Genomic DNA, 24022 nt, shown 5'->3' with positions numbered 1-24022 from the left:
GCGCTACCCTAAAATCGCCGCTCAGACGATTCAGTCCTGGAAATACTCGATCTTGGCGCCGATGGTATTAAGCCGCTCGGCCAGGTCCTCGTAGCCGCGTTCGATCACGTAGATGTTGCGCAGCTCTGACACGCCCCGCGCGGCGAGCATGGCCAGCAGCAGGCAGGCGGCGGGGCGCAAGGCCGGCGGGCAGCCGACTTCCGCGGCCCGCCACTTGGTGGGCCCGTTGACGTAAATCCGGTGCGGATCCAGCAGCTGGACCTGGGCGCCCAGCTTGTTCAGCTCGGTCAGGTAGATGGCCCGGTTCTCGTAGACCCAGTCGTGGATCATCGTCTGGCCGTGGGCATTGGCGGCGATGACGGCGAAGAACGGCAGGTTGTCGATGTTCAGGCCGGGGAACGGCATCGGGTGGATCTTGTCCGCGGGCGCCCGCAGCTCGGAGGGCTTGGTGGTGACGTCCACCAGCCGGGTGCGGCCGTTGCGGGCAAGATACTCCGCGGACACCTCCAGCCGCTGGCCCATCTGCTCGAGCGTCGCCAGTTCGATCTCCATGAACTCGATCGGGACCCGGCGGATCGTGACTTCGGAGTTGGTCACGATGCCGGCGGTGATCAGGCTCATCGCCTCGATCGGGTCCTCGGACGGGAAATACTCGATGTCGGCGTCGATCGACGGGCGGCCGACGATCTTCAGCGTCGTGGTTCCCACGCCGTCGATCTCCACGCCCAGCATCTGCAGGTAGAAGCAGAGGTCCTGGACCATGTAGTTCGGGCTGGCGTTGCGGATGATGGTGGTGCCGCGGCGGTGGGCGGCGGCCATGATGGCGTTTTCGGTCACGGTGTCGCCGCGCTCGCTCAGGACGAAGGAACGGTCGTGGCCGTCCGCCGGCGGCGCCTGCACGCTGTAGAAGCCGGACTTCGCCTCGACGCTGAGGCCGAACTGGCGCAGGGCCTGCATGTGCGGCTCCACGGTGCGGGTGCCAAGGTCGCAGCCGCCCGCGTAGGGCAGCCGGTATTCGCTGGACTCATCGAGCAGCGGGCCCAGGAGCATGATGACGCTGCGGGTGCGGCGGGCGGCCTCGACGTCCATCGAATCGAGGTCCAGCACGGCCGGGCGGCGGATCTGCAGGTCGTTCGCGTTGAGCCAGGTGCACTCGACGCCGATGCTGGTCAGGACCTCCACGATCCGGTTAACCTCTTCGATCCGGGCCAGCCGCCGCAGGACGGTGGTGCCGCGGTTGATGAGGCTCGCGCACAGCAGCGCGACGCCGGCGTTCTTGCTGCTATTGACGTCCACGGCGCCGGAGAGCGTGCGGCCGCCCTCCACCCGCAGGTGGGTCATCTGCGGCCGGCCGACTTTGACGATGGCGCGGCCGAAAATGGATTCGAGCCGCTCGATCATTTTCAGGCTCAGATTCTGCTTGCCCTGCTCCATCCGGGCGATGGCGCTCTGGCTGGTTCCCAGCTCGGCCGCGAGCTGTCCCTGGGTCCAGCCCTTCTCGCCGCGGGCGTCCCGGAGGACGGCGCCGACATATTCAGCAGTCTGTTGAGTCATATGCAATAAATATCACGGATGAGCTATTTGGGAGGGTAGAAACCCCAGAACTGCAATAAAGCTCACAGAATATCCATCTCGTGCGATATGGCGTAGTGCTGTGCGGCGGCGGGGCATCAGCCGGGGCCGCTGCCAGCGGTTGCTGCCGGCGGCTACTGCTGGCCGAGGAACACCATGTTCCACGTCCCGGCACCCATGGCTGCGGCCACGGCGGCACCGGAGATCAGCAGGCCACCGAGGACCACCCACGCGTCCAGCCGGCTGAACGTCGCCTTCCGCGCCCACGTCCGCTGCGCGCCGCCAAAGCCACGCGCTTCCATGGTCACTGCGAGCCGGGAGGCGCGGCGGACAGCCTGGACCATCAGCCCGAAGCTTTGCCCCAGCGTGGCCTTGAGCCGCTGCACCGGGCTTCCGTGCGAGCCGACACCGCGGGCTCGCCGGGCCATGCCGATGGTCTGCCATTCCTCGGCCATGAGCCCCACCAGCCGCATCGCGGCCAGGGTGCCGAGCACGAAGCGGTGCGGCAGCTTCGCCTGCTGCGCCAGGGCGTCGGCAAGGTCCGTCGGGTCCGTGCAGCTCATCAGCAGCACCGCCGGCAGCGCGATCGCGAGGCCGCGCAGCAGGAAGCCCAGCCCGAGCTGCAGCGAGCCCTCGCTGATGGACCAGACGCCGACGTCGAGCAGTATCCTGCCGTGGTCCGGGGCCAGGATCGCGGTGCTCCAGCCGCCCATGGCGGCCGCGAGGATCAGCGGCCAGCCGCGCTGCCAGAGCAGGGCCAGGGTCAGGCCCGCCAGCGGGAACAGCAGCAGTTCGAAGGCCAGCGCCACGGACGCGGACACCCAGTCGATGGACAGCGCCAGCGCGACGGTGATGAGCACGACGCCGGAGAACTTCGCCAGCGGGTTGGCGCGGGTCAGCAAAGCGTGGTTTCCGCGCAGGGTCAGGGCGTCCCTCATGGCGCCGCCACCCCCGGGTTCGTCCTCCCGGGCAGTCCCGGAACGCCCGGCTGCGGTGCGCCGAGTTTCAGCTCGGCGCCACCCAGGACCTCGCTGAACTCCGCGTCGTGGGTCACCGAGACCACGGCGGTCCCGGCGTCGAGGAGCTCGGAGAGGAAAGAGGCCAGTTCCGCCCAGGTGTTGGCGTCCTGGCCAAAGGTGGGTTCGTCCAGCACCAGCACCTGGGGGTGGGCAGCCAGCACGGTGGCCACCGAGAGCCGCCGTTTTTCGCCGCCGGAGAGCGTGTAGGGGTTGGCGTCCACGAGCTCGCGCAGCCGAAGGCGCTCCAGCAGCTCGTCGACCCGTTCTTCGCCGCGGCCCAGCTGGCGGGGACCGAACATCAGTTCGTCCAGCACCCTGCCGGTGACGAACTGGTGCTCGGGTTCCTGGAACACCGTGCCGATCCTGGCGATCAGCTGCTGGGCCCTCCACTTATACGGATCAATGCCCGCGCCGGCGCTCAGCTCCGTCGTGGCGGACACCGCTCCGGCGACCGGGGCCAGCAGGCCCGCCAGGGTCAGGGCGAAGGTCGACTTCCCGGAACCGTTGGGGCCGGTGATGGTCAGCGCCTGGCCGGCCCGGACCTGGGCCGTGATGCCGGACTGGACCGGGACGGGCGGGACCGTCCTGAAGCCCCGCAGCAAACCGGTACGGCGGGGCCGTTCGCGGGACACCGCCAGCTCCTCGGCGGCCAGCAGCAACTGGCCGGCCCCGGCGTCCCCTTCAAGCCCTGTTCCGCCGCGGCGGGCCCGGGTGGCAGGCACATGGCCCGGCACCCAGACGCCGGCGGCGATGAGCATGTCCCGTGCCTGCTCCAGGACCAGGTCCGGGGGCCCGTCCAGCAGCACCGCGGAGTCCGTGGCGGATCCGGGCTGCAGCACGACAATCCGGTCCACAAGGTCTTTCCAGACGGCAACCCGGTGCTCCACCACCACCAGGGTGGCCCCGGTCTTGTCCAGGCACCGTCCCACCGCGTCGCGGACCTCCAGGACACCGGCCGGGTCAAGGTTGGCGGTGGGCTCATCGAGGAGCAGCAGCCCGGGCCGCATCGCGAGGATCCCGGCGAGCGCCAGCCGTTGCTTCTGGCCGCCGGAGAGCGCCGACGTCGGGTGCTGCAGCGGCAGGCCGCCCAGCCCGACGTCGTCGAGCGCCTCCCCCACCCGCCGCCAAATGTCCGCCGGGGGGACCGAGAGGTTTTCGGCCCCGAAGGCCACGTCGTCGCCGAGCCGCGACAGCACCACCTGGGTCTCCGGGTCCTGCTGCATCAGCCCGGCCCGCCCGCGCCGGGCCCTGGGCGGGGCGCCGTCGATCAGCAGGCTGCCGGTCTCATCGGAGTCCTCTGCGTCAGCGGAAGCGTCAGCGGAAGCGGCTGCCGCAGTGCTGTCCCCCAGCACCCCGGCCAGGGCGTGCAACAGCGTGGACTTGCCGGCGCCGGACGGGCCCAGCAGCAGCACGCGCTCGCCCGGGCGGATGTCCAGGTCCAGGCCGGTCACGGCGGGCCGGGCCCGGCCGGCGTGCCGCCAGCCCCAGCCGCGGGCGGTGACCGCGGCCGGGCGTACGTCGTCGACAGATGTCATGCGTGTGCGGGCATCAGGAGAAGACGGGTTCCGATTCCGCCTTGCGGGACCCGAACGAGGCCAGCACCCCGGTCTTGGCCAGGCCGCGGGTGGCGAGCCAGGACAGTCCGCCGGCAATCACTGCTCCGGAGATGGCGCAAAAGACGATGTAGGCGAGCTTGTCACCGGTTTCGTACGCGATGTTCCAGCCCCAGGGCAGGAAGGAGTCGTTCAGGCCGCAGAACAGGCCCGCGCCGGCACCGGCCAGCAGGGACACCGGCAGGTTGAACTTCTTGTACAGGAAGGCGGCAAAGATGAGTTCGGCGCCCAGGCCCTGCAGGATGCCGGAGATCAGCACCGTGGTGCCGTACTGCGAGCCCATGATCAGCTCGCCGGTGGCGGCCACCGCTTCGCAGAACAGCGCCGCCCCGGGCTTGCGGATAACGAGCATGCCCAGCACCGCCGGGATCATCCAGCCGCCGGCGTAGAGCCCGGTCAGCGGCGGGTAGACCGCGTTGAGCGGGACGGAAACAAGGTTGGAACCCTGGGACCAGGCCCAGAAAATCACGCCGCCGGCAACAGCGATCAACGCGGCCACCACAATGTCGACCACGCGCCAGCTGTATTTGCCGGTGGTCAGTGTCTGCTTCGCAGAAATGTCAGTCATATCGTCCTCCTGAGGTACAGGAGGGGAGGGTGATCCGGCGGCACCGCGGCCTTCGCCACGGGTGCCGGGCACCCTGAGAACTCGACTCCCTTGCGCCGGTACTAACCGGATCAGGTTCGAGGGTCTGCGGCTGTCCGCACTCTCAGCGCCCACCTACGGTTCCCTGGACTGCTCCAGTGATGCCCGACGGCGGCGCTCCCCTGTCGTATCAAAATCGCCCTTGTGGGCTGGCTAAGTTTACACCCGGGCGGGCGCGGATTTGCGGGCCCGGGCGTCACAATCTGCCGGCGTCGGCGGCGGTGACCCGTCACGGCCTGCTTGGTAGAGTCGGCACAGCGTGCGAACCACGCACGCCGCCGCGGCCTGGCGCTGGCCAACCAACGGAAGCTGGATCACGTGACAGACTCACCGGTGTCTTCTCCCGACTACGACCCGGACTCGGCGGACCCGCAGCCGCCGGGATCCCTCGCGGCGCTGATCGGCCGCATCCTGACCGAAGTCGACGAACTGCAGTTCCGGTCCTTCAGCAAGGACGATGCCCTGGACCTGGGGCTCCTCCTGGTCGAACTCGGCCGCCAGCGCTCCCACCCGATCGCCATCGACGTCACCAAAGGCGAGCAGGTCCTCTTCCACGCTGCGCTGGAGGGCGCCACCCCGGACAATGAGCGCTGGATCAAGGCCAAACAGCGCACCGCGGTGCGGTATGAAGTCCCGTCGCTGCTGGTGGGCCTGCGGGCGCGCGCTGCCGGTCAGAGGATCGAGGACAACGCCTGGTTCGACCAGCGCGAGTTTGCAGCCCACGGCGGCTCGTTCCCCATCTACCTGCGCGGAACCGGGGTGGTAGGCACCGTCACGGTGTCGGGGCTGCCGCAGAAGGCCGACCACGAACTGGTGGTCGAGGCACTGACCGAAATCCTCGGCCGCTCGGGGACGCTAGGCTAGGGGAAGCCCTGTTTCCTCCCGCAAGGAGTACGAAGTATGAACATCTTCATCAAACTGCTTGGCACCGGCATCAGCCTCCTCGCCGGCTTCGTCGGCACCAAGGTGGTCGACACCGTCTGGGAAAAGACCACCGGCAACAAGCCGCCCAAGGGCCACGACGACGACGTCCCCACCACGCTGCGCCAAGCCCTGACCTTCGCCCTGATTTCGGCCTCGGTCAGCGCCATCATCCAGGTCCTCGCCAACCGCGGCACGCAGCGGGCGATCACCCGCTTCGCCAAGACCCAGGACCTGGTCTAAGCCATATCGCCTGCCCCGTTCGCACGGGCCGCCGGCGTCCAGGCGCACGTCCCGGGCGCCGGCGGCGTTACTCGTCGTCGTCGGTGAATCCGCGTTTGCCAGCCGCCTGCTGAACCACGGCTTCCAGCTCGTCGGCGCTGAGCAGCTCCGGGTGCAGGTGCTTGGTGCGGTAGCCGGCGCGGCCAACCATGTGGGCCGAGACCGGCACCGTGAGCAGCTGGAAGATCCACGCGACCACCAGCACCGGCCACACCCACCACGTGCGCAGCTGCAGCCCCACCGCGCAGAGCAGCAGGAAAAGCCCCAGCACCTGCGGCTTGGTCGCGGCGTGCATCCGGCTCATAAGGTCGGGGAACCGCAGCAGGCCAATGGCCGCGCCGAGGGACATCAGCGCCCCGACCACCATGAACACGGCAGAGACGGTGTCGATCACGGCGTCGGCGGAAATCGTCTCAGGACTCATTGGGCTGCTTCCTCCGGTCTGCCACGAAACGGGCCACCGTCACCGAGCCGACAAAGCCGATGATCGAGATGGACACCAGCAGCATCAGGTTGTTCAGGTGCCGGTTCACGGCCATGTCGATGCACAGCGCCGCGCCCAGGATGGCCAGCAGCACATCGGCGGCCAGCACCCGGTCCAGCAGCGAGGGCCCCCGCGCGATGCGGATAATCGCGCCGGCCGCGGCGAGCGACAGCACGACGGCGGTAATGGTCAAAACCAGCGGCATCATGCCCCGACCTCCTGCTTCAGTGCGGACAGTTCGGCCCTGGTGCCCATGATCCGGATCAGCCCGGCCTCAGTGTCGCGGACCTCCTTGCGGAGCTTGTCCGCATCCCCGGCGTCGCGGACGTTGATGCCGTGGATGTAGAGCGTGGACGTGGACCTGTCCACCTCCACCACCACGGACCCGGGGATCAGCGAGATGACGTGTCCCGTGGCGGTCACCAGCAGGTCTGAATGGCTGCGGAGCGGGACGGCGACGACGGCGCTGATCACCCGCGGTCCACGGACCACGGCCAGGTACAGGACCTGGAAGCTGGCTGCCACGACTTTGGCCAGGAAGACCAGCGCGAAGGGCACTGCGCGCAGCACGTTGAAGCGGCCGCCCAGCTCCACCGGCGGCAGGTAGAACAGCCGGGCCACCACCACCGCGATCAGGGCGCCGAAGAGCAGGTTTCCCGCACTGAAGTTCTGCCACAGCGCGCCCCAGACGATGACGAGCCAGACCAGCAGCGGCAGTTCCTGGCGCAGCGAGATTCTCTTGCGCGTCATTTGCCGCCCTCCTGCCGCAGCGGCTGGGCGATCACCGGAACCGGCGCCTCGTCCCCGAGGACGGCCTGGATATAGGCGGACCGGTTCAGCATCTCCTCGGCGGACTGGCCGGCCACCCGGAAGAGCGGCCCGGCAAACACCGTCAGCGCCACCCCGAACAGCACCAGGCCCAGGGTGGAGCCCACCATGGTCCGCGGCAGCAGGGTCACGTTCTGCTGGCCCGCGCGGTCGCCGGTGGCCGCGTCGGCGGGGGCGGCGAGCAGCACGGGGTCGGGGTGTTCGGCGTCCTCGGGCTTGCGCCAGAAGGCGCGGTTCCAGACCCGGGCAATGGCCAGCAGGGTCAGCAGGCTGGTCAGCACGCCACCGGCCACGAGTGCGTAGGCCAGCGGGGTGCCGAGGGCGACGCCGGCCTGCAGCAGGCCCAGTTTGCCCAGGAATCCGGAGAACGGCGGGATCCCGGCCAGGTTCATGGCCGGCACGAAGAACAGCACCGCCAGCAAGGGCGAGAGCTTGGCCAGCCCGGCGATCCGGTCCACCGAGGAACTCCCGGCGCGGCGCTCGATCAGGCCGGTCACGAGGAACAGGCTGGTCTGGATGGTGATGTGGTGCGCCACGTAGAAAACCGCGGCCCCCAGGCCCGCCACGGACGACATCGCAAGGCCGAACACCATGTAGCCGATGTGGCTGACCAGGGTAAAGGAGAGCAGTCGCTTGATGTCGCTCTGCGCCAGGGCGCCCAGGATCCCCACCACCATGGTCAGCAGGGCAGCGACCATCAGCGGGGTGTTGAACGTGTCTCCCGGGAACAGCAGGGTCTCAGTCCGGACCATCGCGTAGACACCCACCTTGGTGAGCAGCCCTGCAAACACGGCGGTGACCGGGGCGGGCGCCGTCGGATACGAGTCCGGGAGCCAGAAACTCAGCGGGAAGACGGCGGCCTTGATGCCGAACGCCACGAGCAGCAGCACGTGCAGCAGGTTCCGGGTGCCCTGGTCCAGATCCACCAGCTTGATGGCCAGGTCCGCCATGTTGATGGTTCCGGTCGCGCCGTAAATCATGGCGATCGCGATCAGGAACAGCACCGAGGAGACCACCGAGACCACCACGTACGTCACGCCGGCGCGGATCCGCGGACCCGTCCCGCCCAGGGTCATCAGCACATAGCTGGCGGTGAGCAGGATCTCGAAGCCCACGTAGAGATTGAAGAGATCACCCGAGAGGAACGCGTTGGACACGCCGGCCACCAGGATCAGGTAGGTGGGGTGGAAGATCGACACGGGCGCGTCCCGGTCGCCGTCGGCCATGCCCTGCCCGGTGGCGTAGACCAGCACGGCAAGGCTGACGGTCGAGGACACCACCAGCATGAGCGAGGAGAACTGGTCCACCACCATCACGATGCCCCAGGGCGGTAGCCAGCCGCCGATGTTGACCGCCGCCGTGCCGCCCTGCCAGACGGAGGCCAGCAGCAGGCATTCCAGCAGCAGCGTCAGCGTCAGGAGGGTGATGCTGACGGTCCGTTGCGCCCGCGGTTGCCGGATCAGCAGGAAGGTCAGGGCGGCCCCCAGGATGGGGAGGACGACGGCGAGCGGGGCAAAGCTTGCGATGTTCACTTGGTCCCTCCTTCCGGGCCGGGGGTGATGTTGCGGGAACCGGGCTGCTCCTCGGCGGCGGCGTCCGTGGCCGGCATCCGGCGGGCGCCGGCCTGCACGGTCTCCGTCGGGTCGGGGGTCCCGGCGGCGTCCGTCGGATCGGCCGCGACCAGCGGGAACTCCGAGGTCTCCGCCGGGATGACGGCGTCGTCCTCGGCGTCGAAGCTGGGGGTCTCGGCCACCCGGCGGTCCTCGGCGTCGTCCTGGATTTCGTCCTGCCGGGCCAGCACCCAGGTGCGGTAGATGATGCCCAGCATGAAGGCCGTGACGGCGAAGGAGATCACGATCGAGGTCAGGATCAGCGCCTGCGGGAGCGGGTCGCTGTAGTCGCCGGCGGCCGTGTCCTTGTTGAACAGCGGGGCGAGGCCCGCATAGCCGCCGGTGGCCAGGATCAGCAGATTGGTGGCGTTGGCCAGCAGCATCAGGCCCAGCAGGACCCGGGTGAGGCTGCGTTCCAGGATCAAATAGATGCCGCAGGCGTAGAGGGCTCCCATGACCGTCAGCAGGGTCAGATTGACGCTCATGCGCTCCCCTTGGCGGTGGTTTTGGCCGGGACGCCGTCGGCTTCCCGGCCTTCGGACGGCTCCGCGGGCTCGTCCGCGGGCTGTTCCCCCGGCTGTTCTTCGAAGTGCTCGTCGATTTCGGCGCCGAGGCTGCGCAGCACGTCCAGCGCCAGGCCGACGACCACGATGTAGACGCCGATGTCGAAGATGGTGGAGGTGACGAACTTGATGTCGCCGAAGACGGGCAGCCAGAGTTCGATCACGGCACTTTGGAAGACCTGGCCGCCAAGCAGCAGCGGTGCGACGCCGGACGCCGCGGCCGTCGCCAGCCCGATCCCCAGCAGGGCACCGGCGCTGACCGGTGTGGCCTCGCGCAGCTCGAAGCGGCCCCCGGCGAGGTAGCGGATAGTGAGGGCGAGGCCGGCCGTGAGCCCGCCGGCGAAACCGCCGCCGGGAAGGTTGTGTCCGGCGAGCAGCAGGTAGATGGAGAAGACGATCATCGAATGGAAGATCAGCCGGGTGACGACTTCAAAAATGATCGACCGCCGCTCCGGGGCCATGGTCCGTCCGGCCACGAGCCACGCGTCGCGCGTCGACGCGGCAAACCGGCGACTCAAGGCCAGCGCCGCGTTGTCCCTGGTGTGGGCGGCCTGGTCCGTCCGGCGGCCGACGGTTCCTTCCGCCACGGACGACGAGGGCCCGATGCGGTCGCCGCGGCCGCGGACGAAGATCAGGCTGGCGACGCCGGTGGCGGCGAGCGCCAGCACGGAGATCTCGCCGAAGGTATCCCAGGCCCGGATGTCCACGAGGGTGACGTTGACGACGTTCAGTCCCCCGCCGCCCTCGTAGGCCAGGCGCGGGAACTCCAGCGAGACCGGCGTGGCGACCCGGGAGCCCAGGGCATAGATCGCCACGAAGACCATGGTGAGGCCGAACGCCGCGCCGATGATCACCCGGATCACCCGGTACTTGCCGCCGGTGCGGTCCCGCAGCTCCGCCGGCAGGCTCCGCATGGCGAGGACGAATGCCACCAGGATGATCGTTTCCACCAGCATCTGGGTCAGGGCCAGGTCCGGGGCGCCCTGGAGCGCGAACATCAAGGCGATGCCGTAGCCGGTGACCGACACCATCAGCACGGCCAGGAAGCGCTTGTTGGCCCGCACCGCGGCGAGCGCGCCGATCACGATGCCGGCGCCGGCGACGAGCTGCAGCGGCGAACCGGGGTCGATGAAGTACAGGCCGCCGGGCAGCGGCTTATTGGCCAGCAGCATCGCCGTGAGCGGCAGGACGAAGGCAACCGTCAGGATGACGGCCAGGTAGAAGAAGAGCGAGCCTCGCTGGGTGCGGCCGGTGACCCAGACCGCGGCGTCGTCGAGGGCCCCGATGGCGAGCTGGTAGGTGCGGTCGCCGTCGATCCAGCCGGGCACCAGGGCCTGCGCGCGGGAAACGGCGTTGCGTCCGTAGAACATCGCCAGGCCGAGGGCGAACGTGATCGCGGTCAGGCCCAGTGCCGGGGTGAACCCGTGCCACAGCGCCAGGTGCCCGGCGGCGTCGGGATCCACGCCCTCGGCTCCGGCGTGGGCGGCAAAGAGTGCCGCGTACGGCTGGATCCAGGCGTCAACCGGCGCCGGCCACACGCCGTAGAGGAGGGTCAGCAGGCTCAGCAGGGCGGGGGCGGCCAGGAATGCCGGCTTGACGGCCTTGAAGCGGGTGGCCGGCACGCCGGATTTGACCGCGAAGGCGCCCCACATGAAACGTGCGCTGTAGGCGAAGGTCAGGATGGAGCCCAGCACCAGGCCGAGCAGGATAACCAAACCCCACGGCCCGGTCCCGGCGCCGGCGTGATGCACGAAGGCCTCGAAGACCGATTCCTTCGCCACGAAACCTGCCAGCGGCGGCACCCCGGCCATCGATGCCGCACCGATGGCCGCCACCACCGCCAGGGCGCGGGAGGACCGGTACACCCCGGAGAGCTTGCGGATGTCGCGGGTCCCCGCCTGGTGGTCGATGATGCCGACCACCAGGAACAGCGTGGCCTTGAAGAGGCCGTGGGCCAGCAGCAGGGCGAGGCCGGCGAGCGCCGCGTCCGGCTTGCCGAGCCCCACCACCATGGTCAGGAAGCCGAGCTGGCTGACCGTGCCGTAGGCGAGGATGAGCTTGATGTCGGTCTGGCGCAGGGCCCGGTAACCGCCCACCAGCATGGTGGCCAGGCCGAGGCCCAGTACCACCGGGAGCCAAAACGCCGTCTCGGCGAACCCGGGGGCAAGCCGCGCCACGAGGTAGATGCCCGCCTTCACCATGGCGGCGGCGTGCAGGTACGCGCTCACCGGCGTCGGCGCGGCCATCGCCCCGGGGAGCCAGAAGTGGAACGGGACCAGCGCGGACTTGGTGATCGCGCCCACCAGGACCAGCACGACGGCGGCCGCCACTGCTGCTGCGGCGGGTCCCGTCACCAGCTCCGGCGCCATCTGCAGGATGGTCGAGATCCGGTAGGTACCCGCGGTTGCGCCCAGCATGATCAGGCCCACCAGCATGGCCAAGCCGCCGGCAGTGGTCACCACAAGCGCCTGCAGCGCCGAGCGACGGGCCGACAACCTGGTGCGGGCGTAGCCGATGAGCAGGTAGGACAGGACCGTGGTGAGTTCCCAGAAAATAAACATCAGGAGCAGGTCGTCGGCGGTGATCAGGCCGAACATCGCGCCGGCAAACGCCAGCAGCTGGGCGCCGAAGCCGCCGAGATAGCTGTCCTTGTCCTTGAAGTACCGGGCACAGTAGACCAGGACCAGCGCGCCGACACCCAGGACCAGCAGGGACATGACCCAGGCCAGGGCATCCATCCGGAACGCCAGCTCCAGCCGGAGGTCCGGAATCCACGGGAGGGTCACCGCGGTGGACCCGGCGTCTGAATAGACCGCGCCGTGCTGGAGGACCAGCCAGACGAACGAGCCTGCGGGCACCGCGGCCAGCACGAAGAACGCGTTCCTGCCAAGCCTGCGGAAGAGGAACGGCGCCACAGCAGCCACCGCGAAGTGCACGGCAAGGACTGTGATCACTGGTATCTCCGCAACGTCAGGAATTCGATTGTCAAAAAGTTGGAGCAGGCGGGGCAGTTGGTTAGGTTCGGTGCGGCCAGTTTACCAAGCGTGCACAAATTGTTTTTACGGTGACGTGCGCGGAGGACGCCGGCCGGTGGAGCCGCGGTGCCACCGACCCGGCAACTAAGACCCGGCGTTGCCTAGCCGTTTCTCCGTCGGCGGCCCGCCGCGGACGGCTAACATTCAGGCTATGAACTCCGCCACCGCCCCCGAGGCCATGCATCCGGCCTCGGAACTCGAGTCCGGCAGCCACGCCACCGGCAAGGGCCGGGTCGTGGCCTGGGCCGCCTGGGACTGGGGCTCCGCGGCCTTCAATGCGGTCATGACCACCTTCGTCTTCACCGTCTACCTGACCTCCAAGGCCTTCGGCGGCGAAGACGAAGCCTCGGCAGTCCTCGGCTCCGCCCTGGCCATCGCCGGGGCGGCCATCGCCCTGCTGGCCCCGGTCACCGGCCAGCGTTCGGACAGCGGAGGCCGCCGCAAACTGTGGCTGGGGGTCAACACGGCCGCCGTCGCGCTGCTGACCGGGCTCTGCTTCTTTGTCTTCCCGCGTCCCGAATTCCTGCTCCTCGGGGTGACCCTGATCGCGCTTGGCAACGTGTTCTTCGAATTCGCCGGCGTCAATTACAACGCCATGCTCGCCCAGATCTCCACGCCCGCGAACATCGGCAAGATCAGCGGCTTCGGCTGGGCCTCGGGCTACCTCGGCGGCATTGTCGCGTTGCTGATCGTGCTCCAGCTCTTCGTCCAGCCCAGCATCGACTGGTTCGGGGCGTCCACCGAGGAGAGCCTGAACATCCGCCTCGTCGCGGTGTTCTCCGCGCTCTGGTTCCTGGTCTTCGCGATTCCGGTGATGCTCGCAGTCCCGGAAGTACCCAAGGCCCGGCAGTCCGGTCTGGGGTTCTTCGCCTCCTACGGCCTGCTCGTGCGCCGCATCCGCGCCATCTACCGGACCAGCCCGCACACCATCTACTTCCTGCTGGCCAGCGCCATCTTCCGCGACGGGCTGGCCGCGGTGTTCACCTTTGGCGGGATCATCGCCGCCGGCACCTTCGGCTTCGAACTCAAGCAGGTCATCTTCTTCGCCATCTTCGGCAACGTTGTGGCCGCGGTTGGCGCGCTGCTGGGCGGTTTCCTGGACGACCGGGTGGGGCCCAAGGCGGTCATCATCGGTTCGCTGGTCGGCCTGCTGCTCGCGGGTAGCGTGCTCCTGGCGCTGGGGAACGGAAACTATTCCTTCTTCGGCATGGACTGGGCGGGCAGCACGACGTTCTGGGTGTTCGGCTTGTTCTTGTGCCTCTTCGTGGGTCCGGCCCAGTCCTCGTCCCGCGCCTACCTGGCCCGGCTCGCGCCGCACGGTGAATCAGGCGAGCTCTTCGGCCTCTACGCCACCACCGGCCGGGCCGTCAGCTTCCTGGCGCCGGCGCTCTTCACCCTGTGCATCACGGTCGCGACGCCCTTGGTTGCGCCCGGCGAAGCGCAGCGCTGGGGCATCCTCGGCATCATGGTCGTCCTGCTGGCCGGACTGCTGGTGATGCTGCCCGTCAAGCCGCCGGGCAAGACGGAAATCGCCGTCGTGCCGGGGACCTGAACCCGCCCCAAAAACCCGCCAGCACACTAGGCTGGAGGCATGAACGTGGATGAGACTGACCTTCCCGGCCTGGGCCGGCGCAAGGACTTCATGACCGCCTCGGGACGCCGGATCGGCGTCGTCGAGTACCGCGAGGGCCAGACCGAGCTGATCGTCTCGACCTGGGACGACCCGGACACCTGCCAGGCCTCCATCCCGCTGACCGCCGACGAGGCCGCCGCCCTCGGCAACCTGTTGGGCGGACAGCGCCTCGCCATGCAGCTGTCCGAAGCGCACCGGGAGGTCCCCGGGATCGTCACCCGGCAGTTCTCCATCGCCGCGGATTCCCCCTTCCAGAACCAGCCCATGGGCAAAGCCTGCATCCGGACCCGCAGCGGCGCCTCGATCGTGGCCATCATGCGCGAGGGCGAAGTCCTCCCCTCGCCGGGCCCCGACGTCGTCCTGCACCCCGGCGACCTCCTCGTCGCCGTGGGAACGCAAGAAGGCCTGGACACGGCAGCCAGCATCCTGCGCAACGGATAAGCGGCATGGATCCGCTCGCCCTGACCCTCATCGAACTGGGGGCCGTCGTGTTCTGCCTAGGCCTGCTGGCCAGGCTGGCCGGGCGGATCGGCATGTCCCCCATTCCGCTGTACCTCGTCGGCGGCTTGTTCTTCGGGGCCGGCGGCCTGGTCAAGCTGGAAGGGATGCACGAGTTCGCACATCTCTCCAGTGAGATCGGCGTCATCCTCCTCCTGCTTATGCTCGGATTGGAATATACGGCGGCCGAGCTGGTGACGGGCCTGCGGCGGTCCTGGCAGGCCGGCGTGCTGGACCTCGTGCTGAACTTCCTGCCGGGGGCGGGCCTGGCGCTGCTCCTGGGTTGGGGGCTGGTGGGGGCGATGGTGATGGGCGGCGTCACCTACATTTCCTCGTCCGGGATCGCCGCGAAAGTCATCACGGACCTCGGCCGGATCGGTAACCGCGAGACACCCGTGATCCTGTCCATCCTGGTCTTCGAGGACTTGGCCATGGCCGTCTACCTGCCAATCCTGACGGCCACGCTCGCCGGAGTCAGTTTCCTGGTGGGGCTGCAGACGGTAGGGATCTCCCTCGCCGTCGTCACGCTGGTGCTGGTGGTCGCCCTGCGGCACGGCCACCACGTGTCGAAGGCCGTCCACAGCGAAAACTCCGAGGTGTTCCTGCTCAACCTGCTCGGGGCCGCACTGCTGGTCGCGGGACTGGCCGCCGCCATGCAGGTCTCCGCCGCCGTCGGCGCCTTCATGCTCGGGATCGCGATCTCCGGAGCCACCGCGCACAGCGCCACACGGATCCTCGAACCCCTGCGCGACCTTTTCGCGGCGATCTTCTTCGTGGTCTTTGGCCTCAACACGGACCCGACCTCCATCCCGCCCGTGCTTGGCTGGGCCCTGGTCCTGGCCGTCCTGACGGCGGCCACCAAGATGATCACCGGAATCTGGGCAGCCAAGCGGGCCGGCATCGCCCTGCCGGGCCGCTTCCGTGCCGGGGCGGCCCTGATCGCCCGCGGAGAATTCTCCATTGTGATCGCCGGGCTCGCGGTGGCTTCCGGCGTGGTGCCCAGGGAGCTCGCCGCCCTGGCCACCGCCTATGTGCTGATCATGGCCGTGATGGGTCCGCTGGCGGCCCGCTTCGTGGAGCCGGTCGTGCGGATGCTGCGCCGCCCGGCCAAGCGCACCGCACTCCCGGTCCGGCCCGCGGGCTAGGACCCTTCCGGCCTGCCTAGATCTCTGTCCTGGATCTCTGTGCGGTGGAAGTTCAGGTGGCTGCGGCTTGCCGTCGGGCCGCGCTGGCCCTGATAGCGGTTGCCATATTCGCCGGAACCATACGGGTGTTCGGCGGCCGAGGACAGCCGGAAGAAGCAGAGCTGCCCGATCTTCATGCCCGGCCAGAGCTTGATCGGCAGGGTGGCCATGTTGGAGAGCTCCAGCGTGACGTGTCCGGAAAATCCCGGGTCGATGAACCCCGCTGTCGAATGCGTCAGCAGGCCAAGGCGGCCCAGCGAGGACTTACCCTCGAGCCGCGCTGCGATGTCGTCCGGCAGCGTGACGGTCTCGTAGGTGGAGCCCAGCACGAACTCGCCCGGGTGCAGGATGAACGGCTCGCCCGCGTCGACCTCCACCAGGCGGGTCAGCTCGGGCTGGTCCTCGGCGGGGTCGATGTGTGCGTACTTGTGGTTGTCGAAAAGCCGGAAAAAGCGGTCAATCCGCACGTCCACCGACGAAGGTTGAACCATGTCAGGGTCGAACGGCTCCAGCACAATCCGCTGGGAATCGATTTCGGTACGAATGTCGCGGTCAGAGATCAGCACAGGATCAAAAATACCCCAGTAATTGCCGGCTGGTCCGCGTGGGGCAAGTGTTACTGCCGTGAGGCCCTACGCGGCGGCCCGCTGGTGCTCCAGCACGGCCTTGAGCCGCTCTAGCTGGGCGACCTGCGCCTTCATGGCCCGGCGCACCTTTGGATACATCAGGACCCCGGCGCCCGGCGGCCGGTACCGGAGCGCGAAGCGGACGCGGGTGCTGCCGCCCTCTGTGCTGAGGTAGTAGCCGCCGTGCGGACGCGCCGGTCCGGCGATGACTTGGAACTGGATCTCGGCTCCGGGCCGGGTCGCAGTGAGTTCGAAGTCCGCAACCGCCGGCTGCGCCGTGCCGGCAAAGAACGGGCGGTAAACCGCCCCCATGGAGCCTGCCGCGCCGGAGATAAGTTCCACGCCGCTGATCCCGTCCCGCCAGGACACCAGGTTCCGGGGATCCAGCAGGAAGTTGTAAACGCTCATCGCGTCGCGTTGGACCACGACTTCGTACTCGGCAAAGGCCACGGAAATCCTCGTTAGGCGGACGGCTAATGGACGTAGCCCGTTCCCCGGAGACTGCAGCTAACCCCTTCAGGGTACCCAGCAGGGCCCGGCACACCACCCCTGTGCGGCAGGCCTTTACCGAAGAGTTACCGACGGGGTGGGTGGCCGGGCATCACGGCGAGACCGAGCTCGACGCGGAACTCCCTCCCTCAGTACGCGCCGACGGGGCTGCGCATGGCCCGGAAGGTTCTCCACATGATGATTAGGTCGCCGGTGAGCGACCAGTTCTCCACGTAGTAGAGATCCAACCGGACGCTCTCCTCCCACGGGAGAGTGGAACGGCCATTAATCTGCCACAATCCGGTTATTCCAGGCTTGATGAGCAGCCGGCGGTTGGTGAACTTCTCATACCGTTCAACTTCCGATGGCAGCGGCGGTCGAGGGCCGACCAAACTCATCTCACCGGTCAGTACGTTCCAGAACTGCGGGAGCTCATCCAAGGAGTACTTGCGCATCCAGCGTCCGCACCTGGTGACCCGCGGGTCGTTCCGGATTTTGAACAACAGTCCGGAGCCTTCGTTGAGTTCCCGCAGGGAATCCAGATCCTTTTCGGCGGTTTGGACCATCGAACGGAACTTCAGCATGTAGAAGGGCTCGCCGTTTCTGCCTGCCCTCAACTGGCGGAAGAAGATGGGGCCGGCGCTGTCGCGTTTGACGATGATGGCGAGAACCAGCATGAGCGGCGACAGCACCAGCAATGCCAGCGAAGCGACGGCGATATCGATGACGCGCTTGAGAACGTGCTTGCCGCCCGCATATTGGGGAAGCTCGACGTGCACGAGCGGCAATCCATCGACCGGGCGCCAGTGGATTCGGGGACCGGCAACGTTGGTGAGGGTGGAAGCCAGGACGAGTTCCGTCGCCGTCGCCTCCAGCTTCCATCCCAGCTCCCGGATGTACTTGCTGCCACCGGGTAACCGTCCCGCGACGATGACGGCGTCCGCGCCCGCGACTTCTACCATCCTCGACACATCGGCCAAGGTCGACACGACCGGGATCCGGTACCAAGGCGACCGGAGCTCGGTGGACTTCTCCAGGGTCGGCAGCCCCACTCCGGAAATTTCGTAGCCGGCGGTCGGGTTCTTTTCGATCTGGTTGATGACGTACTCGACGTCGGTCCGGTCTCCGATCACTATCACCCGTGACAGGTACTTGCCTTCCGCCCTCTTGCGGTTCAACCACCGGCGCCAAAGCCAGCGGTTGCCGGTAAGCAGCAGCAGCCCCAGGGGCAACGCCACAGCGAAGTAGCCGCGAACCACTTCAAAATGGACGAAAACCATCGCAATGGCCAGGGCGCCGAATAGTTTGAGGGTGGCCTGCGCAACTCTTTTGTATTCGGCCCCGCCGACACCAAACGTCCGGCAATCGCGGGTGTGGTAAATCTCGAGGGAAGCGATCCAGGCAACAAGGAGCAGTGTGGAGACCACCAGATACTTCGCTTCAAATTCCGCCCCGGCCGGGGTTGTTGCTTCGGAGCCGAACCTGAACACGTAAGCCGAAGCCACCGCGACGGTAATGGCGGCCGCGTCGGTGATTCGCAGGCGGTTGGCGAAGTTCCTCCACCGAAGTGAGACCGCCCTCCTGGAGGCCGCCATGTCAATCCGGGATTCGTCGTCCCACACGGAGTGCTGGGGCCTCGCCGAAGCCTGCTTGCGCTGCGGGATGCTCGCTGGGGCGGCCAACCGGGCCGCTGCGTGCAATGGCCGGCGATGTTTGACTTCGCTCATGACCGCCGCCGCGCGGAGCCGGTAGCCTCTTCAACCCTTTGAGAGAGGGGATCGACGCTGCCTGAGCCGGAACCCGGCCACGGGCCTATATCCAATAGCCGAACAACATGAACAGGGATAAGCGCTCCAGGAACCATGGTGAGACCTTCTAGCGGCTAGGGGTTGGCTGCGATCTCCCCTAGTAAAGTGGATGACTTTTGGGGGCACACGAGTGTGGGCTACCTCTTTTTGCCCTATGACCACGCGACAGTGGAGGCAGGTATTACGCGCATCTGAGATGGGTCTACCCGTTGAAAGTCGGATCCATCCTGAATTTGGTGGAGCGAAGTGCTCCCGGAGCTAGCCCTGCATAGCCTGTTTTCCGCGGCTCCCTGTCCTCTGTGCCCCGTCGTTCCTCTTGCTTCCCGAGCAACCAGATGCCTTGTCGGATCACGGCCCAGAATGGTGTGCCCACTACTTGGAAAAGCCAACGACGAACCACCTGACAACGGTCGCGGAAGCCGGTGGCGGCCTGAGCGGCCCTGATCTCGACGCCAGAATGACCCCGGTGTGGCTGTTCCAAGTGGGCTTCAGACTGCGGTAGTGTAAATCTCGTTGTTTTCGCCGGGATTATTGGCCAGATCATTGGCTGGTCCCACTGCGGCTGTAGCTCAATGGTAGAGCGCTAGCTTCCCAAGCTTGATACGCGGGTTCGATTCCCGTCAGCCGCTCCAGTTCGTCCCCCACTCCGGCGCCGGCCGACCACTGCACCGGAGCCGGTTAGGTAGCTACCTGTATCGTCAGGAGTCAGGAACCTCTTCGGTTCCGCTACAGGAGCAATCATGGCTGACAAGTCCCCCCGTCAAGCAGCATCCAAGAAATCCAGCAAGTCCATCAAGGAAAAGCGCGCTGACAAGAGGGCCGCCGCGGCGCCGCCCAGCTCCCTCGACAAAGTGACCGCCGCCAAGACGGCGAGCCCCAAAAAGAAGTGACCGGTTCCCCGAACCACCTCACCCTCGGCGTCCTCGCCACCACGCGCAAACCTGACGAACGCCGCCTTCCCATCCATCCCCGGCACTTTGAACGCATTGCCCCGGAGCTCAGGCGGCACCTGATCCTGGAAGAAGGCTACGGCGAGCGTTTCGGCGTCCCGGACGCCCAGCTGGCCGGCCTGGTCGGACGAATCGTGCCGCGGGCGCAGCTGCTGGCCGAGGCCGACGTCGTGCTGCTGCCCAAGCCGCAGCCGGAGGACCTCGCCGAATTGCGTGACGGGCAGGTCCTCTGGGGTTGGCCGCATTGCGTCCAAGATGCGGCAATCACCCAGCTGGCGATCGACAAGAAGCTCACGCTCATCGCGTTTGAGGCGATGAACCACTGGGCCAGCGACGGCGGCTTCGGCCTGCACGTCTTCCACAAGAACAACGAGCTGGCCGGCTACTGCTCGGTGCTGCATGCCCTGGCCCTGACCGGTACCACCGGGGACTACGGCCGCCGGCTGAGCGCCGTCGTCATCGGTTTCGGCGCTACCGCCCGCGGCGCAGTGACGGCCCTCAACGCCCACGGCGTCCACGACGTGCAGGTGCTGACCAACCGCGGAGTCGCCGCGGTGGGTTCACCCATCCACTCGGTGCGGATCGCGCAGTTCGACCACGACAACGAGGCGCCGTTCCTGAGCGAAGTCATCACCGAACGGGGCCGGGTGCCGCTGGCGCCCTTCCTCGCGGAGAGCGACATCGTGGTCAACTGCACCCTGCAGGACCCGAACGCTCCGCTGACCTACCTGCGCACCGAAGACCTGGACGCCTTCCGGCCGGGCAGCCTGATCGTGGACGTGTCCTGCGACGAGGGCATGGGCTTCAGCTGGGCGAAGACCACCACCTTCACCGAGCCCATGTTTCCGGTGGGCGACCACATCGACTACTACGCGGTGGACCACAGCCCGTCCTACCTCTGGAACTCGGCCAGCTCCGAGATCAGCGAGGCGCTGCTGCCGTTCCTGGAGACGGTGCTCGCCGGGCCCGCGGCCTGGGACAGCAACGAAACCATCCGCCGCGCGATTGAAATCCGCGACGGCGTGGTGCTCAACCCGGATGTGCTGGAGTTCCAGCAGCGGCAGCCGGGGTACCCGCACCTGCCCGTGGCCAGCTAGCAGCGTCGCGCCACACCCGGTTTTCTGCGCCGTTTACGGACAGCCGCTACGCCGATCCGTGTAGCGGCTGTCCGTTTTCGGCGCGAAAAGCCGTAGCCGGCGCGGAAAGCTTAGGCCGGGGCGATCCGGAGCAGGCGCCGCCGGTCCTTCAGGTCCACCTTGAGCGTCAGCTCGCCACGCCGGGCCAGTACGACGGCGACCGCCGCAGCCGCCAGCGCCGGCACGCCGCCGGAAACCAGGATCGCCGTGCGGGGATCCAGGTGCTCTGCCAGCCATCCCATCAGCGGACCGCCGATCGCCTGCCCGCCGATCAGCACCATGATGTACAGGCTCATGACCCGGCCGCGGATTCCCATGTTGGCGCTGACCTGGACGAGCTGGTTGGCCGCGGTGAGGAACATCAGGCACCAGAAGCCGGCCAGCACCATGGCCGCGCCGAACCACTCCTTCGAGGGCGCCGCGGCGGCCAGGCAGAGCATCAGCCCGTACATTCCTGCGCCGAGGACGACCGGGCGCAGCCGGAGCTGCCGCCGCCGGGCGGACGTGATGGCCCCGGCCAGTGCCCCGAGTGCCACCAGGGAGTTGAGCAGCCCGTAGCCGCCCGCACCGGCGTGGTACACGTGGTCGGCGAAGGCCGCCAGCAGCACCGGCAGGCTCATCGCGAACACCGCGACGAAGCCGGCCATCAGCCAAGGCCAGTAGATCGTGGGCTTGGCCAGGGCGTAGCGCAGCCCCTCTCTGAGCATGCCCTTCCGTTTGGCGGCCGGGAGCGTGAGGTGCAGCTCGTCCCTGCGCAGGACCAGGAGCATGGTCAGCGTGGAACAGCACGCCACCGCGTTGGCGGCGAACGCCCAGCCCGCCCCGACCGCGCTGAGCAGGACCCCCGCAACGGCCGGTCCGATCAAGCCCCCGAGCTGGAAGATGGTGGAGTTCACGCTGATGGCGTTCCGCAGATACGCCGGTCCCACGAGTTCGTTGACGAAGACCTGCCGGGCCGGCTGGTCCAGCACCGTGACCAGACCCAGCGCCAGCGCGATCGTGTAGACATGCCACACCTCGATCCGCTGCGTCAGGGCCAGGCTTGCGAGGGTTGCCGCCAGGACCGCGGCCGCGCACTGGCACAGCATCAGGATTTTCCGCTTGGCGAAGCGGTCGGCCATCATGCCGCCCCAGGGGCCGATAAGAAGCGAGGGCAGGAACTGCAGGGCCACGGTGACGCCGACGGCGGTGACGGAACCGGAGAGCTGGAGCACCAGCCAGTCCTGGGCGATCCGTTGCATCCACAGCGCGACCACCGCGATGAAGTGCCCGATCGCGAAGATCCGGAAGTTGCGGACCTTGAGTGAAATGAAGGTGTGCCGCCACGGCAGCCGCTCACTGACGACGCCGACCGGCTGGGTGACGGGTGGCAGCGAGACCTGCGCGGGGTGGTCGTGCTGGGCATCGGCGGCCTGGAGAGGCGGAGGGGGTGGCACGGAAGATCCTCAGGGGAATGGGGCTATGGGGGTTGCCTTAACGCTAAGCTGGCCGCAATCGATAATGGAAGGCTATTCCGCGCATAACTAGCATCACGAAATGCAATGGACTGGGGGCGATGGTGGACCGAGCAAGAGGCGCACTGACCGGGGGCCGGCATGTTTGAACCCGCCCAGCTCCGCTCCTTCCTGGCGGTGGCCGAGACGCTCAGCTTCACGAGGGCGGCGGAACGCCTCGGGCTGGCGCAGCCGACCGTCAGCCAGCACGTCAGGAAACTGGAGGCCGCGGCCAGGCGCACCCTGATAGCCCGCGATACCCGCGACGTGCGCCTGACGGACAACGGCGATGCCATGGCCGGCTTCGCGCGCAACATCCTCGCCGCCCACGATTCCGCCGCCCGCTACTTCTCCGGATCGGCCATGCGCGGCCGGCTGCGCTTCGGCACAGCGGACGACCTTGCGATCACCGGGCTCCCCCGGATCCTGCGCGAGTTCCGCCAGATCTACCCGCAGATCAACCTCGAACTCACGGTGGGCCAAAGCGACCAGCTCTACAAACGGCTCAATGCCGGCCAGCTGGACCTCGTCTTCGTCAAATGGGTCGCCGGGGCCAAGGACGGCACCGTGGTCCAGCAGGACTCCTTCTCCTGGGTGGGGCTTGAGCAAACTGTCTTGGACCCGGGCAACCCGGTGCCGCTGATCGCCTACCCCGCGCCCAGCCTGAGCAGGAAGCTGGCCATCGACGCCCTCGAAGCCACCGGCCGGACCTGGCGCATCACCTGCACCACCCGGCAGATCAGCGGCGTGCTCGCCGCCGTCCGGGCCGGCATCGGCGTCGCCGTGATGCCGTCCTCGCTGGTTCCGGAGGACCTGAAAATCATCACCCGGCGTTTCGACCTGCCGCCCGTCGGCGACGTCGACTTCACCCTGATCCGCAACCCGCTGGCCAACACCGAGGTCATTGAAGCGCTCACCCAGACCATTGTTGGCCGGGCCCTCAACCGCTCCACCTAGCACGCCTACCCGGGTACCTACTCAGCCGGGACCCGGTACCTACCCCCAAACTACTCAGCCGGACCGCTCGGTACGCACCCATTGAACACCGGTGGTACTTGCCCTATCCTGACCTTGTTGAAGGTCAAGCAGAGGCCCGCCACCACTATTCGAAAAACGAACGCACTCCCCTGCCGCTCCGAGCGGCAACGGCGGAAAGCGCTCGGGATAGGCCAGCAATGACGCCAGCCATAAACCGCCCCCACCCCACAGTGCGGTCCGGCCGCCCGCTGAATCCCGCCCGGCCGCTGGCGGCGACGGCACGCCTCGAGAACGTGCCGCATCTCAGCCTCGGCCGGCTCGACCCGCACGCCCCCCTCGCCCGGAGCGACGACGACTTCGTCGGAATCCCCTATTGCGAGCGGTGTGGGACGGACGAGTTCGTGTACCTCGAGACGTTCGTTCCCGCCAAGCACCGCCGGGATGGCTCCGTCAGCAAACTGGGCGAGGTCACCTACTTCTGCTCGGGATGCGAAGACTTCTCCGCGCACGCCGTCCCGGCGTCCTGGGTGCCGCCAGGCTGGTATCTCGGCTGAGAACCGGATTCGGCTGCTGGAACCGCACGCCCCTTAAACGGCCATCGCCGCCGCGCCGCACACTGGTGCGGTCGCGGCGGCGATGCTGTCTGACGGGAAA

Annotated in this window: 23 protein-coding genes, 1 tRNA gene and 1 riboswitch; of the genes, 10 read left to right on the top strand and 14 right to left on the bottom strand. The window is 67.8% G+C overall.

Features of this window, described 5'->3' with window-relative positions:
• Positions 1-30: 30 nt before the first annotated feature.
• The 4 genes from HNO80_RS08020 to HNO80_RS08005 form a co-directional block, all read right to left on the bottom strand.
• On the bottom strand, positions 31-1554 hold the full coding sequence (locus HNO80_RS08020) for a UDP-N-acetylglucosamine 1-carboxyvinyltransferase (protein WP_175322321.1): 1524 nt from the start codon (positions 1552-1554) through the stop codon (positions 31-33).
• A gap of 152 nt (positions 1555-1706) precedes the next feature.
• Entirely contained in the window at positions 1707-2510 is an 804-nt protein-coding gene (locus HNO80_RS08015) for an energy-coupling factor transporter transmembrane component T family protein (RefSeq protein WP_175322320.1), read from the bottom strand.
• Complete coding sequence (locus HNO80_RS08010) at positions 2507-4126, bottom strand: ABC transporter ATP-binding protein (RefSeq protein ID WP_175322319.1); 1620 nt, start codon at positions 4124-4126, stop codon at positions 2507-2509. Before HNO80_RS08010 ends, HNO80_RS08015 begins: the two co-directional genes overlap by 4 nt.
• A 13-nt stretch (positions 4127-4139) precedes the next feature.
• Positions 4140-4772 carry an ECF transporter S component gene (locus HNO80_RS08005; protein WP_175322318.1) on the bottom strand — a complete coding sequence of 211 codons (633 nt, stop codon included), beginning with the start codon at positions 4770-4772 and terminating at the stop codon, positions 4140-4142.
• A gap of 69 nt (positions 4773-4841) precedes the next feature.
• A riboswitch (TPP riboswitch) is annotated at positions 4842-4984 on the bottom strand.
• A 184-nt stretch (positions 4985-5168) separates the two neighbouring features.
• Between HNO80_RS08005 and HNO80_RS08000 the strand changes: the two genes are divergently transcribed.
• Entirely contained in the window at positions 5169-5714 is a 546-nt protein-coding gene (locus HNO80_RS08000; RefSeq protein WP_175322317.1) for a heme-degrading domain-containing protein, read from the top strand.
• A 36-nt stretch (positions 5715-5750) separates the two neighbouring features.
• Positions 5751-6014, top strand: a complete 264-nt coding sequence (locus HNO80_RS07995) for a DUF4235 domain-containing protein (RefSeq protein WP_175322316.1) — start codon at positions 5751-5753, stop codon at positions 6012-6014.
• A gap of 67 nt (positions 6015-6081) precedes the next feature.
• Here HNO80_RS07995 and mnhG read toward each other — a convergent pair whose 3' ends face one another.
• Genes mnhG through HNO80_RS07965 form a run of 6 tightly spaced genes read right to left on the bottom strand, consistent with a single transcriptional unit; the run spans position 6082 to position 12492 of the window.
• Positions 6082-6477 carry a monovalent cation/H(+) antiporter subunit G gene (mnhG, locus tag HNO80_RS07990; RefSeq protein WP_175322315.1) on the bottom strand — a complete coding sequence of 132 codons (396 nt, stop codon included), beginning with the start codon at positions 6475-6477 and terminating at the stop codon, positions 6082-6084.
• Positions 6467-6745, bottom strand: coding sequence for an MrpF/PhaF family protein (locus HNO80_RS07985; RefSeq protein WP_175322314.1), 279 nt, complete (start codon positions 6743-6745; stop codon positions 6467-6469). The genes mnhG and HNO80_RS07985 overlap by 11 nt, the downstream gene beginning before the upstream one ends.
• Positions 6742-7287, bottom strand: a complete 546-nt coding sequence (locus HNO80_RS07980; protein WP_175322313.1) for a Na+/H+ antiporter subunit E — start codon at positions 7285-7287, stop codon at positions 6742-6744. Before HNO80_RS07980 ends, HNO80_RS07985 begins: the two co-directional genes overlap by 4 nt.
• Positions 7284-8897: a Na+/H+ antiporter subunit D gene (locus HNO80_RS07975; RefSeq protein WP_175322312.1), complete on the bottom strand. Its 1614-nt coding sequence runs from the start codon at positions 8895-8897 to the stop codon at positions 7284-7286. The genes HNO80_RS07980 and HNO80_RS07975 overlap by 4 nt, the downstream gene beginning before the upstream one ends.
• Positions 8894-9460: a Na(+)/H(+) antiporter subunit C gene (locus tag HNO80_RS07970; protein ID WP_175322311.1), complete on the bottom strand. Its 567-nt coding sequence runs from the start codon at positions 9458-9460 to the stop codon at positions 8894-8896. Before HNO80_RS07970 ends, HNO80_RS07975 begins: the two co-directional genes overlap by 4 nt.
• Positions 9457-12492: a Na+/H+ antiporter subunit A gene (locus tag HNO80_RS07965; protein WP_175322310.1), complete on the bottom strand. Its 3036-nt coding sequence runs from the start codon at positions 12490-12492 to the stop codon at positions 9457-9459. The genes HNO80_RS07970 and HNO80_RS07965 overlap by 4 nt, the downstream gene beginning before the upstream one ends.
• Positions 12493-12724: 232 nt before the next feature.
• On the opposite strand from HNO80_RS07965, the gene HNO80_RS07960 reads away from it, so the two are divergent.
• The 3 genes from HNO80_RS07960 to HNO80_RS07950 are packed head-to-tail and all read left to right on the top strand — an operon-like array spanning position 12725 to position 15849.
• Complete coding sequence (locus tag HNO80_RS07960) at positions 12725-14125, top strand: MFS transporter (protein WP_175322309.1); 1401 nt, start codon at positions 12725-12727, stop codon at positions 14123-14125.
• Between the two features lie 39 nt (positions 14126-14164).
• Positions 14165-14647 carry a cation:proton antiporter regulatory subunit gene (locus HNO80_RS07955; RefSeq protein ID WP_175322308.1) on the top strand — a complete coding sequence of 161 codons (483 nt, stop codon included), beginning with the start codon at positions 14165-14167 and terminating at the stop codon, positions 14645-14647.
• A 5-nt stretch (positions 14648-14652) separates the two neighbouring features.
• Positions 14653-15849 carry a cation:proton antiporter gene (locus HNO80_RS07950; protein WP_175322307.1) on the top strand — a complete coding sequence of 399 codons (1197 nt, stop codon included), beginning with the start codon at positions 14653-14655 and terminating at the stop codon, positions 15847-15849.
• Here HNO80_RS07950 and dcd read toward each other — a convergent pair.
• From dcd to HNO80_RS07935, 3 genes are all read right to left on the bottom strand, one after another.
• The gene (dcd, locus tag HNO80_RS07945; RefSeq protein ID WP_175322306.1) at positions 15846-16454 is read right to left on the bottom strand and encodes a dCTP deaminase; all 609 of its coding nucleotides are present in this window, start codon (positions 16452-16454) and stop codon (positions 15846-15848) included. The two genes, HNO80_RS07950 and dcd, sit on opposite strands and share 4 nt — an antisense overlap.
• Before the next feature lie 66 nt (positions 16455-16520).
• Positions 16521-16964 (bottom strand): SRPBCC family protein, encoded by a 444-nt coding sequence (locus HNO80_RS07940; protein WP_175322305.1) that lies wholly within the window; start codon positions 16962-16964, stop codon positions 16521-16523.
• A 188-nt stretch (positions 16965-17152) separates the two neighbouring features.
• Complete coding sequence (locus HNO80_RS07935; protein ID WP_349627277.1) at positions 17153-18625, bottom strand: sugar transferase; 1473 nt, start codon at positions 18623-18625, stop codon at positions 17153-17155.
• Positions 18626-19369: 744 nt separating this feature from the next.
• Here HNO80_RS07935 and HNO80_RS07930 point away from each other — a divergent pair.
• The 3 genes from HNO80_RS07930 to HNO80_RS07920 all read left to right on the top strand — a co-directional run bounded on the left by HNO80_RS07930 (position 19370) and on the right by HNO80_RS07920 (position 20858).
• Positions 19370-19443 (top strand) — tRNA-Gly (locus tag HNO80_RS07930).
• A gap of 108 nt (positions 19444-19551) precedes the next feature.
• Positions 19552-19701, top strand: coding sequence for a hypothetical protein (locus tag HNO80_RS07925; RefSeq protein WP_175322304.1), 150 nt, complete (start codon positions 19552-19554; stop codon positions 19699-19701).
• Positions 19698-20858: a N(5)-(carboxyethyl)ornithine synthase gene (locus HNO80_RS07920; RefSeq protein ID WP_175322303.1), complete on the top strand. Its 1161-nt coding sequence runs from the start codon at positions 19698-19700 to the stop codon at positions 20856-20858. The genes HNO80_RS07925 and HNO80_RS07920 overlap by 4 nt, the downstream gene beginning before the upstream one ends.
• Before the next feature lie 110 nt (positions 20859-20968).
• On the opposite strand, the gene HNO80_RS07915 is transcribed toward HNO80_RS07920, so the two are convergent.
• A complete protein-coding gene (locus tag HNO80_RS07915) occupies positions 20969-22333 on the bottom strand; it encodes an MFS transporter (RefSeq protein ID WP_175322302.1) in 1365 nt (454 codons plus the stop codon).
• 159 nt (positions 22334-22492) lie between these two features.
• Between HNO80_RS07915 and HNO80_RS07910 the strand changes: the two genes are divergently transcribed.
• On the top strand, positions 22493-23347 hold the full coding sequence (locus HNO80_RS07910) for a LysR substrate-binding domain-containing protein (RefSeq protein WP_175322301.1): 855 nt from the start codon (positions 22493-22495) through the stop codon (positions 23345-23347).
• A 218-nt stretch (positions 23348-23565) separates the two neighbouring features.
• Positions 23566-23922 carry a hypothetical protein gene (locus HNO80_RS07905; protein ID WP_175322300.1) on the top strand — a complete coding sequence of 119 codons (357 nt, stop codon included), beginning with the start codon at positions 23566-23568 and terminating at the stop codon, positions 23920-23922.
• The last annotated feature ends 100 nt before the right edge of the window (positions 23923-24022 follow it).

This window comes from Arthrobacter sp. C9C5, assembly GCF_013359735.1.
Taxonomy (GTDB): Bacteria; Actinomycetota; Actinomycetes; order Actinomycetales; family Micrococcaceae; genus Arthrobacter.
The sequence above is the reverse complement of the archived record's forward strand: the minus strand, read 5'-3'. Positions and strand labels throughout refer to the sequence as shown.

Coding starts and splice junctions, on each gene's coding strand:
- HNO80_RS08020 (WP_175322321.1), bottom strand. CDS start 1,554: ATGACTCAACAGACTGCTGAATATGTCGGCGCCGTCCTCCGGGACGCC.
- HNO80_RS08015 (WP_175322320.1), bottom strand. CDS start 2,510: ATGAGGGACGCCCTGACCCTGCGCGGAAACCACGCTTTGCTGACCCGC.
- HNO80_RS08010 (WP_175322319.1), bottom strand. CDS start 4,126: ATGACATCTGTCGACGACGTACGCCCGGCCGCGGTCACCGCCCGCGGC.
- HNO80_RS08005 (WP_175322318.1), bottom strand. CDS start 4,772: ATGACTGACATTTCTGCGAAGCAGACACTGACCACCGGCAAATACAGC.
- HNO80_RS07995 (WP_175322316.1), top strand. CDS start 5,751: ATGAACATCTTCATCAAACTGCTTGGCACCGGCATCAGCCTCCTCGCC.
- mnhG (WP_175322315.1), bottom strand. CDS start 6,477: ATGAGTCCTGAGACGATTTCCGCCGACGCCGTGATCGACACCGTCTCT.
- HNO80_RS07985 (WP_175322314.1), bottom strand. CDS start 6,745: ATGATGCCGCTGGTTTTGACCATTACCGCCGTCGTGCTGTCGCTCGCC.
- HNO80_RS07980 (WP_175322313.1), bottom strand. CDS start 7,287: ATGACGCGCAAGAGAATCTCGCTGCGCCAGGAACTGCCGCTGCTGGTC.
- HNO80_RS07970 (WP_175322311.1), bottom strand. CDS start 9,460: ATGAGCGTCAATCTGACCCTGCTGACGGTCATGGGAGCCCTCTACGCC.
- HNO80_RS07960 (WP_175322309.1), top strand. CDS start 12,725: ATGAACTCCGCCACCGCCCCCGAGGCCATGCATCCGGCCTCGGAACTC.
- HNO80_RS07955 (WP_175322308.1), top strand. CDS start 14,165: ATGAACGTGGATGAGACTGACCTTCCCGGCCTGGGCCGGCGCAAGGAC.
- HNO80_RS07950 (WP_175322307.1), top strand. CDS start 14,653: ATGGATCCGCTCGCCCTGACCCTCATCGAACTGGGGGCCGTCGTGTTC.
- HNO80_RS07925 (WP_175322304.1), top strand. CDS start 19,552: ATGGCTGACAAGTCCCCCCGTCAAGCAGCATCCAAGAAATCCAGCAAG.
- HNO80_RS07910 (WP_175322301.1), top strand. CDS start 22,493: ATGTTTGAACCCGCCCAGCTCCGCTCCTTCCTGGCGGTGGCCGAGACG.
- HNO80_RS07905 (WP_175322300.1), top strand. CDS start 23,566: ATGACGCCAGCCATAAACCGCCCCCACCCCACAGTGCGGTCCGGCCGC.